We start from the raw sequence: 14,789 nt of genomic DNA, 5'->3' as shown, positions 1-14,789 counted from the left end.
CAGTGAACCCTAACCTGGAGTCCGACCTCGACCGTCGACTCGCACGTGATCCCGTGGCGATCGTCGGTCTGTCCGCCCTCTTCCCCAAGTCGCCCGACCTGGGCAGTTTCTGGGGCAACGTCATGTCCGCCGCCGACTGCATCGAAGAGGTGCCGGCCGGACACTGGGACGTCAATGAGCACTACGACCCCGACCCCTCGGTGCCGGACAAGACCTACGCCAATCGCGGCGGCTTCATCCCCGACGTCCCCTTCAACCCGCTGGAGTTCGGACTTCCGCCCAACACCCTCGAAGTCACCGACGTACTCCAACTGCTGAGCCTCGTGGTCGCCCGCGACCTGCTCGCCGACGCGGGCGCGGGACAGTCGTGGTACGACCCGACGCGTACCGGGGTCATCCTCGGCATCACCGGCGCCAACCAGCTCACCCAGCCGCTCTCCGCCCGGCTCCAGACCCCCGTGCTCAAGGAGGTCGTCCGCAGCTGCGGGCTCAGCGACCGGGACGCCGAGGAGATCGCCGAGAAGTTCAAACTCGCCTTCGCGCCCTGGGAGGAGAACTCCTTCCCCGGCATGCTCGGCAACGTCGTCGCGGGCCGGATCGCCAACCGGCTCGACCTCGGCGGCACCAACATGACCATCGACGCGGCCTGCGCCAGCTCGCTGGGCGCGGTCAAGGCGGCGGTCAGCGAACTGCTCGAAGGCCGCGCCGACACGATGCTGACCGGCGGCTGCGACGCCGAGAACACCATCTTCATGTACCTCTGCTTCAGCAAGACGCCCGCCTTCTCCAAGTCCGGCCACATCCGGCCCTTCGACAAGAACGCGGACGGCACGCTGATCGGCGAGGGCATCGGCATGCTCGCGCTGCGCCGGCTCGCCGACGCCGAGCGCGACGGCAACCGGATCTACGCCGTGCTGCGCGGCATGGGCTCCTCCAGCGACGGCCGCTTCAAGTCCATCTACGCGCCGCGCAAGGAGGGCCAGACGGTCGCCCTGCGCCGGGCGTACGAGGACGCCATGTGCGCCCCCGACTCGGTCGAGCTGTTCGAGGCGCACGGCACCGGCACCGCCGTCGGCGACGCCACCGAACTGTCCGCGCTCGCCGAGGTGGTGAGCGCGTCGACCGACCAGAAGCAGTACGCGGCCATCGGCAGCGTCAAGTCGCAGATCGGGCACACCAAGGCGGCGGCGGGCGCGGCCGGGCTGATCAAGCTCTCGATGGCCCTGCACAACCGGGTGCTGCCGCCCACCATCAACGTCGACGAGCCCAACCCGGCGATCGACTTCGCCTCCGGCCCGCTCTACGTCAACACCGCGGCCCGGCCGTGGATCAGGGACCCGCACCGCCCCGAACGCCGGGCCGCGATCTCCTCCTTCGGCTTCGGCGGCACCAACTTCCACTTCGTGCTCCAGGAGCACGGCACGGGCGAGGACACGCAGACCGGCCACCCCGTCGCCGCCGTCCACCTGTGGCACGCGCCCGACACCGCCGCGCTGACCGCCCTGCTCGCGGACGACGCGGCGCCGGTCGCGGGCCCGGTGCCCGCGGGCCACGCCCGGATCGCCCTGGCCGCGACCGGTGACGCCCAGCTCGCCGAGCTGAAGCGGGTCGCGCTCGACGGGCTGCGGGCCCGGCCGGACACCACCGAGTGGTCGCACCCCAAGGGCGTCCACTTCCGCGCCCGGGCGGCCGAACCCGGCAAGGTCGGCGCCCTGTTCGCCGGACAGGGCAGCCAGTACGTCGACGCGGGGCTGACCGCCGTCATGGCGCTGCCCCCGTTGCGCGCCGCCTTCGACCGGGCCAACCGGCACTTCGAGGGCACCGAGCCGCTGTCCAGGGCCGCCTTCCCCATCCCGGTCTTCAGCGCCGAGGACCGCGCCGCGCAGGAGGAGTCGCTGCGCAGGACCGAGTACGCCCAGCCCGCCATCGGCGCGCTGTCCGCCGGCCAGTACGGCTACCTGCGCGAACTCGGTTTCCGGGCCGACGGCTTCCTCGGCCACAGCTTCGGTGAGCTGACCGCGCTGTGGGCCTCGGGCGCGCTCGCCGACGACGACTTCTTCGCGCTGGCCCGCGCCCGCGGCAAGGCGATGGCGCCGCCGGACACCCCGGGCTTCGACGCGGGCGCGATGGTGTCGCTGACCGCCGGCGAGGACAAGGTCGCCGAACTCCTGCGCGAGGTCCCCGGCGTGGTGGTCTGCAACCGCAACGCCGCCGACCAGATCGTCGTCGGCGGTCCCACCGACGCGGTCGTGCGGCTCCTTGAGGTCGCGGCCGCCGCGGGTGTGCAGGCCAAGCGGCTCCCGGTGTCCGCCGCCTTCCACACCCCGCTGGTCGCCCACGCCCTCGACGCCTTCCGCGACAGTCTGGCGGACGTCACGATCGCCCGGCCGGCGGCCCCGGTCTTCGCCAACACCCCCGGCGCCTCCTACGGCGACGACGCCGACGCCAACCGCCGGGTGCTGGCCGAACAGCTGGTCAACCCGGTGGCGTTCGCCGACCGTGTCGAGGAGATGTACGCGGCGGGCTTCCGCACCTTCGTGGAGTTCGGGCCCAAGGGCGTGCTCGGCCGGCTGGTCGGCCGCATCCTGGGCGGGCGCGAGCACACCGTGCTCTCGCTGGACGCCGGACCCGGCAAGGACGCGGACCTGGCCCTCAAGCAGTCCGTGGCCCGGCTCGCCGTCCTCGGCCTGCCGCTGGAGACCGCCGACCGGTACGTCGCCGCGCCGCGGCCCGTGCGGCAGACCAAGGGCATGACCATCATGCTCAACGGCATCAACTACGTCTCGGACGCCCGCAAGGCCGCCTACCGGAACGCGCTGGAGAACGGCTACCGGGTGGCCCAGGTGACGGCCGGCTCCTACGCGCTCGCACCGGCGGCCTCGGTGCCGGCCGTGTCCGCCGTGGCGGCGCCCGTAAGCGTTCCCGTGCCCCAGCCCGCGTCCGCGTCCGTGTCCGCGGCCGCCTCTGTCGGGGGAGGCGCGGTCGCCACACTGCCCGCACCGGCCCCCGCGGCGGCCGTACGCAGGCCGGAACCGGCCCTGGCCGGCCCCTCCCCGTCCCGTTCCACGCCCACCCCCGCGGGTGGAGTCACCACCGCCGACGTACAGGACAGGCGTACCGTGAACGATCCGAACCCGGCCCCGCGAGCGGCCGTGCCCGCGGCGTACGACGCGCTTCCCGGCGCCGTCGCCGACCATCTGACGATGCATCACCAGTACCTGGACGGCCAGTTGGAGACCGCGCGGCAGCTCACCGAGCTGCTGGCCGGGGCCGGTGAGCAGGGGCGGCTCGACGCGATCCTGCCCGGCGTGACCGCTGTCAAGGAGCACGGGCTCGCCATCGGCCGCACCCATCTGCGGGCCAACGAGACCCTCCAGGAGCTGGCCCGGCTGGAGTACGGGGCCGCCGCGCCCGTACGGCCCACCGCGCTGCCGCCCGCCGCCGTTCCCGCCCCCGCCGCCTACGCGCTCGCGCCCTCGGCGCCCGTCGCCGCGGCGGCCCTTCCGCCCGCCGCCCCGGTGCGGGTTCCCGAGCCGGCGCACGTTTTCGAGCCGGTACGGGCCCCCGAGCCGGTCGTGGCACCGGCCCCCGTCACCCCGGCCCCCGTACCCCCGGCGGCCGTCGCCGCGCCCGCTCCGGCCCCCGCGCCCGCCGCCCTGGACGCCGACGCCGTGCGCGAGGCGCTGCTCGACGTCGTGGCGGCGAAGACCGGCTACCCGGCGGACATGCTGGATCCGGCGATGGACATCGAGGCGGATCTGGGCATTGACTCGATCAAGCGGGTCGAGGTGCTGGGTGTGCTCCAGGAGCGCTTCCCCGGCGTGACGAGTGTCGGGCCCGAGCAGTTGGGTGAGTTGCGGACGCTGGACGACATCGTCGGCTTCGTGGTCGCAGGGGCCGGCGAGTCCGCCGCGCCCGCTTCGGCCGTCCCCGCTCCGGCCGCTCCGGCTTCCCCTGCTGTGGACGCCGACGCGGTTCGGTCCGTGCTGCTGGAGGTGGTGGCGGCGAAGACCGGCTATCCGGCGGACATGCTGGATCCGGCGATGGACATCGAGGCGGATCTGGGGATCGACTCGATCAAGCGGGTCGAGGTGCTGGGTGTGCTCCAGGAGCGCTTCCCCGATGTGAAGAGTGTCGGGCCCGAGCAGTTGGGTGAGTTGCGGACGCTGGACGACATCGTCGGCTTCGTCGTCGGCGACACCCCGGCCGGGCCCGCCGAGCCGGCCGCGCCCGCCGCCGCGCACACCGCCGCCGCCGCCGAAGCCACCACGGCCGCCGCTCCCGCCCAGGCGGCGGCGCCCCAGGCCCCCGGCATCGGCCGCGCCCACGCGGCCCTGGCCGAAGTGCCCGCCCCCGACCGCCTGCTCGACGTCTACCCGAGCAATGCCCCCGCGCTGGTCGTGGACGACGGCGGCGACTTCGTCCCCGCGGCCGTCGCCCGTCTGAGCGCCGACGGCTGGCAGGTCCACGTACTGCGGCTGCCCGGCGTGCCCCAGCGGCTGACCGACGTCAAGGACCACGCCCTCACCGGCTGGGGGGCCAATGAACTCGCCGCCCGTGTCGAGGAGATCGCCGCGGACCATCTGCACCTGGTGCTCGTCCCCGCCACCCGGCAGGACACCGACTGGCGGGACGGCGTACGGCAGTTGACGCACGGCCTGCTGCTCGCGCGACACGTCGTGGAACCGCTACGCGCGTCCACCGCGGCGGGCCGGGCCGCCTTTGTGACGGTCACCGCGCTCGACGGCGGCTTCGGCCTCGGCGGGGTCGACGAGTCCCTGGCGCCGGCCGGCGGCTTCGGCGGCCTGGTCAAGACGCTGGCGATCGAGGCCCCCGAGGTCTTCTGCCGCGGTGTCGACCTTGCCCCGGGCCTCGCGCCCGAGGACGCGGCCGCCCTCGTGGTCGCCGAACTCACCGACGCCGCCGCGGGACCGGTCCAGGTCGGCCACGACGGCCGGCGGCGCCTGACGCTGTCGCTCGCCGCGACCCCGCTGTCGTTCACCGACGGGGAGGCCGACTCCTCCGAGGCGCCCGCGCTGACCCCCGACGACCTGCTGGTCGTGACCGGCGGCGGACGCGGCATCACCGCGCGCTGCGCGGTGGAGCTCGCCACGCGGTACCGGAGCGGACTGCTGCTGCTCGGACGTACCGTCCTCGGTGACGAGCCCGGCTGGGCGGCCGGCGTCGAGGGCGCGGCCGAGCTGAAGGCCGCCGCGGTGGGGCAGTTGCGGGCCGACGGCGAGAAGCCGAGCCCCAAGCGCGTCGAGCAGCTGTACCAGGAGGTCATCGGGGCCCGCGAGATCCGCTCCACCCTGGCCCTGATACGCGGGACGGGCGCGTTCGCGGAGTACCTGGCGGTGGACATCACCGACGGGGAGGCCGTACGCGCCGTGCTGGCACCGTACGAGGCCCGGATCACCGGGCTCGTGCACGGCGCCGGGGTCCTGGCCGACCAGCTCATCGCGCAGAAGAAGGCCGCCGAGGTCGAGCGGGTCTTCGCGCCGAAGCTCGGCGGGCTGCGGGCGGTCGTCGCCGCGCTGCCCGAGGACCGGCTGCGGCACGTCGTGCTCTTCTCCTCGGTCGCCGGCTTCTTCGGCAACCGGGGCCAGTCCGACTACGCCATGGCCAACGAGGTGCTGAACGTCTGGGCCGCGGCCTTCAAGCGCCGCCACCCCCGGGCCCGGGTGACCTCACTCAACTGGGGCGCCTGGGACAGCGGAATGGTCTCGCCGCAGCTCAAGGCGGTCTTCGCCGAGCGCGGCATCCGGCTGATCGACACGGAGACCGGGCCCAGGCTCTTCGCCGAGCAGTTCGCCGCCGAGCACACGGGCGACGTCGTGACCGTACTCGGCCCCACCAGCCCGCTGTCCTCCCGTGAGGCCGCACCCCCGTCGGCCGGCATCGTGGTCGAACGGCGGCTGGACGACGTGGCCCAGGCGCCCGTCGTGACCGACCACGTCATCGGCGACGCGCCCGTGCTGCCCGCGACGGTCGCGCTCGGCTGGCTGATCGGCGCGGTCGAACGGCTCACCGGCGCGACCGTACGCCAGGTGCGGGACTTCGCCGTCCACAAGGGCGTCGTCTTCGACGGCGCCGAGCACACCCGCTTCCACCTGACGGCCGCGCCCGGCACCGAGCCCGGCACGACCGACGTGGCCGTCCGCTCCCTCGGCGACGACGGTTCGGTACGCCCCCGCTACGCCGCCCGGGTGCCGCTCGCGGCCGACCCGGCGCCCGCACCCCGCGCCACCGGCCTGCCGGCGCTGGGCGGCGGCCGCGACGCGGCCGGCTTCTACACCGACGGCACGCTCTTCCACGGCCCCGCGCTGCGCGGGGTCCGCCGGGTCGCCGCCGAGGACGGAGAACGACTGGTGCTGGAGTGCGCACTGCCCGAACAGCGGCCCGGCGCGGGCGCGTTCAACGCGACGCTGTACGGTCCCGGCACCGCGGACCTGCTGCTCCAGGCGGCGCTGGTGTGGAACCGGCTGCACCGCGGCACGGCGAGCCTGCCGCTGTCGGTCGCGCAGGTCGACCTGTACCGGGCGCTGCCCGACGCGGAGCCCTTCCTGGTCGCGGTCGAACCGGCCGAGGAGGGCGGGCAGTCCGGGCCGCTGACCGTCACCGCGTACGACCCGGTCGGTGAGGTGCTCGCCCGGTTCACCGGGGTGTCGGTGGTGTCCTCCCCGCAGCTCGCGGCCAAGTTCGCCAACCGCTGACGCAGTCGCCCCCGCCGGGGCCGGCCGTACCACGGCCGGCCCCGGCCTCCCCGCCCGGAGGGATCACACCCCGCATGAGCAAGTTCGCCATCGTCGGCCTCTCCTGCCTGTTCCCGGGTGCCGCCACCCCGGCCGAGTTCTGGGACAACCTCCGGGCGGGCACCGACAGCCGCCGCGAGGGAGGCGAGGAGGTCTTCGGACCCGAGCCGCCCTCCGCCGACGGCGACCCCGACCACCGGATCTACTGCACCCGGGGCGGGTTCGTCACCGGCTTCGACTTCGACCCCGACGGCTACCGTCTCGACCCCGGCTATCTGCGCGGCCTCGACCGGCTCTTCCACTGGACGCTGCACACCGGCCGTGAGGCGCTGCGCGACAGCGGCTACGCGGACGACTCCGGCACGCTGGCCAGAACCGCGCTGATCCTCGGCAACTACTCCTTCCCCACCCCGGCCTCCGCCCGTACCAGCCTGCCGCTGGTCCAGGACGCCGTCCTGCACGGGCTGCGCAGGGCCGGGCTGCCCGGTATCGCCCCCGCCGCCGACCGGCCCCCGCTGCCGTCCGCCGAGAACGCCCGGGTCAGCGGCGCCCCCGCGGGTGTCGCCGCCGCCGCGCTCGGCCTCGGCGGCCCCCGGTACGCGCTCGACGCGGCCTGCTCCTCGGCGCTGTACGCGCTGAAGCTGGCCTGCGACCACCTCGACTCCGGCGAGGTCGACCTCGCCCTGGCCGGCGGGGTGTGCGCGCCCGACCCGACGCTCATCCACCTGTCGTTCTCCAATCTGCACGCCTACCCGGAGGACGGCTTCAGCCAGCCCTTCGACGCCTCCTCCGCCGGCATCCTCACCGGCCAGGGCGCGGGCATGATGGCCGTGCGCAGACTGGCGGACGCGGTCGCGTCCGGCGACCGGATCTACGCGGTGATCGACGGCATCGGCCTGTCCAACGACGGCGGCGGCCGCCATCTGCTGATCCCCAACCCGGCCGGCCAGCACCGCGCCTACGAACTCGCCTACGACCAGGCCGGGGTGGCGCCCGCCGAGATCGACTACCTGGAATGCCACGCCACCGGTACGAGCGTCGGCGACCGCACCGAGGCCGAGACGGTCACCGAGTTCTTCGGCGGCCATGGCCGGGTGCCGCTGATCGGCTCGGTCAAGGGCAACATCGGGCATCTGCTGACGGTCGCGGGCCTGAGCAGCATGATCAAGGTCGTGCTGGCCATGAGCCACGGGCACATACCGCCGACGCCGGGGGTACGGGCGCCGCTGGGCGCCTCGGGTGCGGCGGGCTCCTCGGGCGCGGCGGGTTCTTCGGGCTCCTCGGGCGCCGGCGTGGCGGACGTGCTCGTGACCGCGGGCCGGGAGTGGCCCGCGCACGAGGGCGCCCGGCGGGCCGCGGTCTCGGCCTTCGGCTTCGGCGGTACGAACGCGCATGTCGTGCTGTCGCTGCCGGACGAGTTCCAGGCGGCGGACGTTCCCGCCGGGGGCGCCCCCGAGCCGCGTACCGTACCGCCGGCCCTCGACATCGTCGGGATCGGCGCGCACTTCGGTTCGCTGGACTCGGCCGAGGCGTTCGAACGCGCGCTGTTCGACGGGCGCGAGGCGTACGGTCCGCTGCCCGAGCGGCGCTGGCGCGGTCTCGAACAGCCGTCGGACGGACTGCTCGCGGCCGCCGGACTGCACGAAGGGGCGCTGCCCGAGGGCGCGTTCGTCGACGCGGTCCAGGTCGACCCGGTCGACCAGCGCATCCCGCCGGCCGATCTGCGCAACTACAACCTCCAGCACGCGCTGGTCTCCAAGGTCGCCGACGAGGCGCTGCGCGACGCCGGGTACTCCCGCGTCCCCGAGGGCGGCGGGCGCTCGGCGCCCGCGCCGCGCCGGGTCGGTGTCGTCGTCGCCATGGAGATCGAGGCCAGCGCGCATCTGCATCTGGCGCGGTACGGGCTGGCGTCCTTCCTGCGCGAGGCGTACGCGGCGGCCGGTTTCGAACCGACCGAGGAGCAGCGCGCCGAGCTGGCCCGGATCGCCCGCGACGGGGTGCACGAGCCGATCGTCGCCAACGAAGTGCTCAGTTACATCGGCAACATCATGACCAGCCGGATCTCCTCGCTGTGGAACTTCACGGGTCCGTCGTTCACGGTCTCGGCGGACGGCGCCGGCGCGGCGGAGGCGCTGCGCACGGCCCGGCTGCTGCTGCTCGACCCGACGGTCGAGGCGGTCCTGGTCGGCGCGGTCGATCTCGCCGGGTCGCCGGAGAGCCTGCTGCTGCGCAGCGCGTCCGGCGGCGGCCCGGTGGCCGGCGGGGGACTCACCTTCGGCGAGGGGCAGCGCGGCTGGCGCATCGGCGAGGGCGCCGGAGCGGTGGTCGTCACCCGCCCCGGCGAATCCCCCCGCCCCGCCTACGCCCGCCTCGACTCCCTCGCCATCCACTACGCCGCCTCCGGCGCGGACCTTCCCCCCAACGCCCTCGCCGAGAGCGGCACGCCGCCCGGCGTCGGTACGTCTGCTGACGGTACGTCGGGGGTTTCGGGTCGGACCACTGCCCACGCCGGTTCTGCCGAAGGCGCTGCGTCCGGCGGTGGCGCGTCCGCCGCTTCCGGCGCGGGTGTGCCGGGCGTCTCCGTTCCGATTCCGTCCGCCGGGAAGACGTCGGGTGCCCCCGGTCGGGCTGAGGCCCACGCCCCCGGCAGGGGCGCCCCGACCGCCGTCAACGGCGCGGCCGGCGGTGTCGCGCCGGGCGCCCCCGGCATCGGTACGTCTGCTGACGGTACGTCGGGGGTTTCGGGTCGGACCACTGCCGACGCCGGTTCTGCCGAAGGCGCTGCGTACGGCGGTGGCGCGTCCGCCGCTTCCGGCGCGGGTGTGCCGGGCGTCTCCGCTCCGATTCCGTCCGACGGGAAGACGTCGGGTGGGCCCGGCCGGGGCGCGGCCGACCGTACCAACCCCCTTGCCGCCGAAGGCGGCGCGCCGGGTGGGCCCGGCCAGGGTGTCGCGTTGGACGGGGACGCGCGCGTGCTCGCCGGCGCGATGCGGGAGTCGCTGGCGCAGGCCGGGATCAGTGCGGGCGACATCGGGTACGTGGAGGCGTGTGCGGCCGGGAGCGCCGAGTTGGACCGCGCCGAGCTCACCGCCCTGGCCGAAGCGCACCCCGCAGGTGGTGACGCCGTCGCCCTGGGCAGCGCCAAGGCCCACCTCGGGCACACCGGGGCCGCCGCCGGAATGGCCGGCCTGCTGCGGGCCGTACTCAGCGCCCACCACGCGTACCTCCCCGGTACCCCCTCCTGGCGGCGGCCCGCCGAGGACATCGCCGACGTCTTCGGCAGCTCCGCCCTCTACGTGCCGGACGCCTCGCAGCCGTGGCTGCGCCGTACCAACACCGCCCGCCGCTACGCCGCCGTCACCTTCCTCGGCGACGGCGCCCACGGCCACCTCGTCGTGTCGGCCGAGCAGTCCGCCGCCCCCAGGAAGCCGCAGTGGCGGCAGGCCGGCGGCCCGCTGCTGCTGCCGCTCGCCGCGGACGACCTGCCCGGACTGCTCGCCCGGATCGACGAAGCGCGTACCGAACTCGCGCAGAGCCCCGACCCGTGGCACACCGCCGCCGAGGCGGTACGCCGGCTGCCGACCGCGCCCGGCCCCCGGGTCGTCCTCGTCGGCGCCGACCGGGACCGGCTCGTCAAGCAGTTGGAGCTGGCCGCCCAGGGCATCCCGGACGCGTACGCCAAGGGCGGCGAGTGGAGCACCCCGGCCGGCAGCTACTTCACCGCCCGCCCGCTGGGCCCCGAGGGCAAGGTCGCCCTGGTCTACCCGGGCGCGTTCAACTCCTACCCCGGCCTCGGCCGCGAGCTGTTCCGCGCCTTCCCCGACCTGCTGCGCCGCTTCGAGGCGGAGTCGGCCGAGCCGGACCGCACCTTCCGCACCGAAGGGCTGCACCCCCGTACCCAGGCCGCGCCGACCCGGCGCGACCTGATGCGGCTGGAGGCGTCGCTCGCCGACGACCTGCCGTTCATGCTGGCGACCGGCACCACCTTCTCGATCCTCTACACCGACCTGGTCCGCGAGGTGCTGGGCGTACCCGCGCACGGCGCCTTCGGCTACAGCCTGGGCGAGAGCAGCATGCTCTTCGCCACCGGCGGCTGGCGGCGCGAGGCCCGCAGGGACGACCGGATCAGCGCCACCCCGCTCTTCCGGGACCGGCTGTGCGGCCCGCGCAAGACCGTACGCGCGCTGTGGGACCTGCCCGCGGACACGCCCGACGACGCCGTGTGGGCCTGCCATGTCCTGCTCACCGGGGCCGACCGGGCGCGGGCGGCGATCGCCCGCCACGACCGGGTCTTCCTCACCCACGTCAACACGCCGAACGAAGTGGTGATCGCGGGCGATCCGGACCAGTGCCGGGCGCTGATCGCCGAGTTGGGCTGCCCGGCCGCCCGCTCGCCGGTCAACGTGGTGATGCACTGCCCGGTCGTCGACGCCGAAGTCGACGCCCTGGCCGAGCTGAACGACCACCCCGTGGGCTCGCCGGGCGACCTGGAACTGCTCAGCGCCCACGACTACGCGTCCTCCGGCCCCGCCGACCGGCTCACCGTCGCCCGCCGGATCGCCGGGACGCTGCGCGACACCATCGACTTCCCCCGGCTGGTCCGGGCCGCCTACGACCGCGGCTTCCGCTACTTCATCGAGGTCGGCCCGAGCGCGACCTGCACCCGGTGGGTCAGGGAGACGCTGGGCGACGTACCGCACCTGGCGGTGGGCGTGGACCGCCGCGGCGCGACCTCCACCCGCGCGATCGCGGAACTGGTCGCGCGCCTGGTGGCGCACGGGCTGCCGGTGGACCTCGCCTCGCTGCTGGGCGCGGAGCAGCCGGCCGCCGCCCACGCCCCGACCCGCCGCTTCCCCGTGGGCGGCGGGGCCCCGATCCCGGCGGGAGTCGCCGCAAAGGCGCGGTCCCTGCTGGTGGCGGAGCACCGGCCGGTGCAGGTGGCCGCATCTGCCGGTGCTCCGACCCGCGTCACCGCGGGAGTGGGCGCGGGACCCCGAACGGCCGCCGTGCCCACGGGCGTCGGCGCCGCCGGGCCGAGCGCGGCCACCGGTACGGCCGCGCGCGCGACCCGTCCCCCCGCGCCCCCGACCCCCGCGTCGCCGCCGACCCCCGCGTCCACAGGCCCCGCACGTGCCGTCCCACCCGTACCAGCCCCGACCGCTTCCGTCGCGGCCTCCGTGGAGGAGCCAGCCCCGATGACCGACGCCCTGTCCTACGACTCCCACGAGGCGCTCGCCTTCGACGGCGAACCGGCCGCCTTCCTGCCCTGGGCACCCCAGGAACCCGTCCAGCCCCCGACCCCGACCGGGCCGCCGGCCGCGTACACGGCCCCCGCCCCGGCCCCCGCCCCCCGTACAGCGGCCCCCGCCGCGCCTCCGTCCTCCTCCGCCGCCGCGCTCGTCCGCGACATGCGGCGGCAGATGGTCGACACCCACCTGGTGGTGATGGAGACCCAGCGCGTCCTCCAGGAGGTCGCCCTCGACCAGGTACGGGAAGCGCTCGGATCGGCCCCCGCCGTACCGCCGCCCGCCCCCGTGTACCCCGACGCGTTCACCGCCCCCCGACCCCCGCTCCCCGCGCTCCCGGAGCCCCCGCCCGCCGTCACCGCACCCGCCGTGACCGCTCCCGCCAAGCCCGAGGGCGTCCTGTGGGACGAGCGCGACCTGCTCGCCTTCGCCACCGGCGACGTCGCCGACGTCTTCGGCCCCGGCTTCGCCGCGATCGACGGCTACGGCAAGCGGGTACGGCTGCCCGCGCCCCCGTACCACTTCGTCACCCGCGTCACCGCCCTCGACGCCGAGACCGGGGTGTTCCGGCCGTCCTTCATCCGTACCGAGTACGACGTGCCCGAGGACGCCTGGTACGCGGTGGACGGCGGGGTACCGCCGGCCGTGGCGATCGAGGCGGGCCAGTGCGACCTGCTGCTGATCAGCTACCTGGGCATCGACTTCCGCAACAAGGGCGAGCGCGTCTACCGGCTGCTGGACAGCACCCTGGTCTTCCACGGCGACCTGCCGCGCACCGGCCAGACCCTGCGCTACGACATCTCCATCAACCGCTTCGTCCACCAGGGCGACACCACGCTCTTCTTCTTCAGCTACCTCTGCTACGCCGACGGCGAGCTGATCCTCGAACTCAAGGACGCCTGCGCCGGGTTCTTCAGCGAGGAGGAGCTGCGCACACCGCTGGGCGTGGTCGTCACCGAGCGGGAGAAGGCCGAGCGGGCCCGGCTGACCCGGACCTCGTTCAAGCCGCTGGCCCCCACCGGCCGGGACCGGCTGACCGCCGCCGACCTCGATCTGCTCGCCCAGGGGCGGCCGGGCGAGGTCTTCGGGCCCGGCCACGCCCAGGACCCCGGGCTCAATCCGGCGCTGCGGCTGCCGGACGCGCGGCTGCGGATGGTCGACGAGATCACCATCGACCGCACCGGAGGCCCGCGCGGCATCGGCGCGATCAGCGCGGTGAAGCATCTGGAGCCCGACGCCTGGTACTTCGAGTGCCACTTCCCCGACGACCCGGTGCTGGCGGGCTCCATGGTCGCCGAGGGCGCGGTCCAGGTGCTCCAGACGTATCTGCTCCACCAGGGCATGCACCTGGTGCTGCCCGACGCCCGCTTCCAGACGATCGTCGGCCTGGAGACCGGCGTTCAGGTGCGCGGTCAGATCACCCCCGAACACCGGTCCATCCGCTACGAGTTGGAGATCCGCGAACTCACCCTCGTACCGCGCCCGACCGTGGTCGCGGACGTGCTGGTGTACCTCGGCGACAAGCCGGTGATCCGGATGAGCAACTTCGGGGTGCAGATCCGTGAGAAGGACGGCGCCCCCTACCGCCCGGGCGAGGGCGGAGTGCCCGTCTTCCTCGGCCGCCGCAACCGGCAGGGCGAGCCCGCGATGATCAACGAACTCCACCTGGCCCACGCCGCCAAGGGCAACCTCGGCACCGCCATGGGCCCGGAGTTCGACATCTACGACCATCTGCGGGCCCCGCACATCCCCAACGGCGACTTCCAGTTCGTCGACCGCATCATGAGCCTGTCCGGCACCCGAGGCGACCTCTCGCCGGGCGCCGAGATGGTCACCGAGTACGACTCGCCCGCCGACGCCTGGTACTACCGGCAGAACACCCACCCCCACGTGCCGAACAGCGTGCTGATGGAGACCTCCCTCCAGGCGGCGATCCTGCTCGGCTACTACCTCGGCGCCACCCTCAAGCAGCCCGACACCGAGTACCGCATCCGCAACCTCGACGGCCGCGCCACCCTGGTCAAGGACATCGACCTGCGCGGCAAGACCATCCGCCACCGCTCCAAGCTGCTGATGACCAGCTCGGTGACCGGCGCCGTCCTGCAGAACTTCTCCTACGAACTCTCCGCCGACGGCGAGGTGTTCTACACCGGCGAATCGCTCTTCGGCTACTTCGCCGACGCGGCCCTGGCCACCCAGGTCGGCCTGGACAGCGGCAGTTACACGCCCACCTGGATCGAGTCCGAGCAGCCCGCGGCCGAGCGGGTGCGGAGGATCGAACTCGGCGCGGGAGCACCGGCGTTCACCGACCCGGCGGGCGGACTGCTCAAGCTGCCCGGCGACCACTTCGACCTGGTGGACCGGGTCGACCTGGTCACCGACGGCGGCCGGCACGGACGCGGCTATCTGCACGGCAGGCGCGAGGTACGGCCCGACGAGTGGTACTTCGACTGCCACTTCCACCGCGACCCGGTGATGCCCGGCTCGCTCGGCGTCGAGGCCGTCCACCAGGCGCTGCGGCTGTACGTCATCGAGCAGGGTCTCGCCGAGGGCATCGAGCAGCCCCGCTTCGCCCTGGCCACGGACGTCGAGATGAGCTGGAAGTACCGCGGCCAGATCCTGCGCGGGGACGGTGAGCTCTTCTTCGACGTGCACGTCAAGGACGTCCGGCGCAGCGGTGACCGGGTGGTCGTCGTCGCCGACGCCGACCTGTGGAAGCCGGGCCTGCGCATCTACGAACTGACCGACGTCGCCATCGAGGTCCGCTCCGCGCGATGACCCGCAAGGG

Annotated in this window: 2 protein-coding genes; both read left to right on the top strand. The window is 74.4% G+C overall.

What is annotated here, in order from left to right:
• Nucleotides 1-2: 2 nt before the first annotated feature.
• Nucleotides 3-6,716 carry a polyketide synthase gene (locus OHA30_RS02820; RefSeq protein ID WP_328912182.1) on the top strand — a complete coding sequence of 2,238 codons (6,714 nt, stop codon included), beginning with the start codon at nt 3-5 and terminating at the stop codon, nt 6,714-6,716.
• Between the two features lie 74 nt (nt 6,717-6,790).
• A complete protein-coding gene (locus OHA30_RS02815) occupies nt 6,791-14,779 on the top strand; it encodes a beta-ketoacyl synthase N-terminal-like domain-containing protein (protein WP_328912181.1) in 7,989 nt (2,662 codons plus the stop codon).
• Nucleotides 14,780-14,789 lie beyond the last annotated feature (10 nt).

The organism is Streptomyces sp. NBC_00223 (genome assembly GCF_036199905.1).
Taxonomy (GTDB): domain Bacteria; phylum Actinomycetota; class Actinomycetes; order Streptomycetales; family Streptomycetaceae; genus Actinacidiphila.
This window is presented reverse-complemented; position numbering and strand designations above follow the sequence as displayed.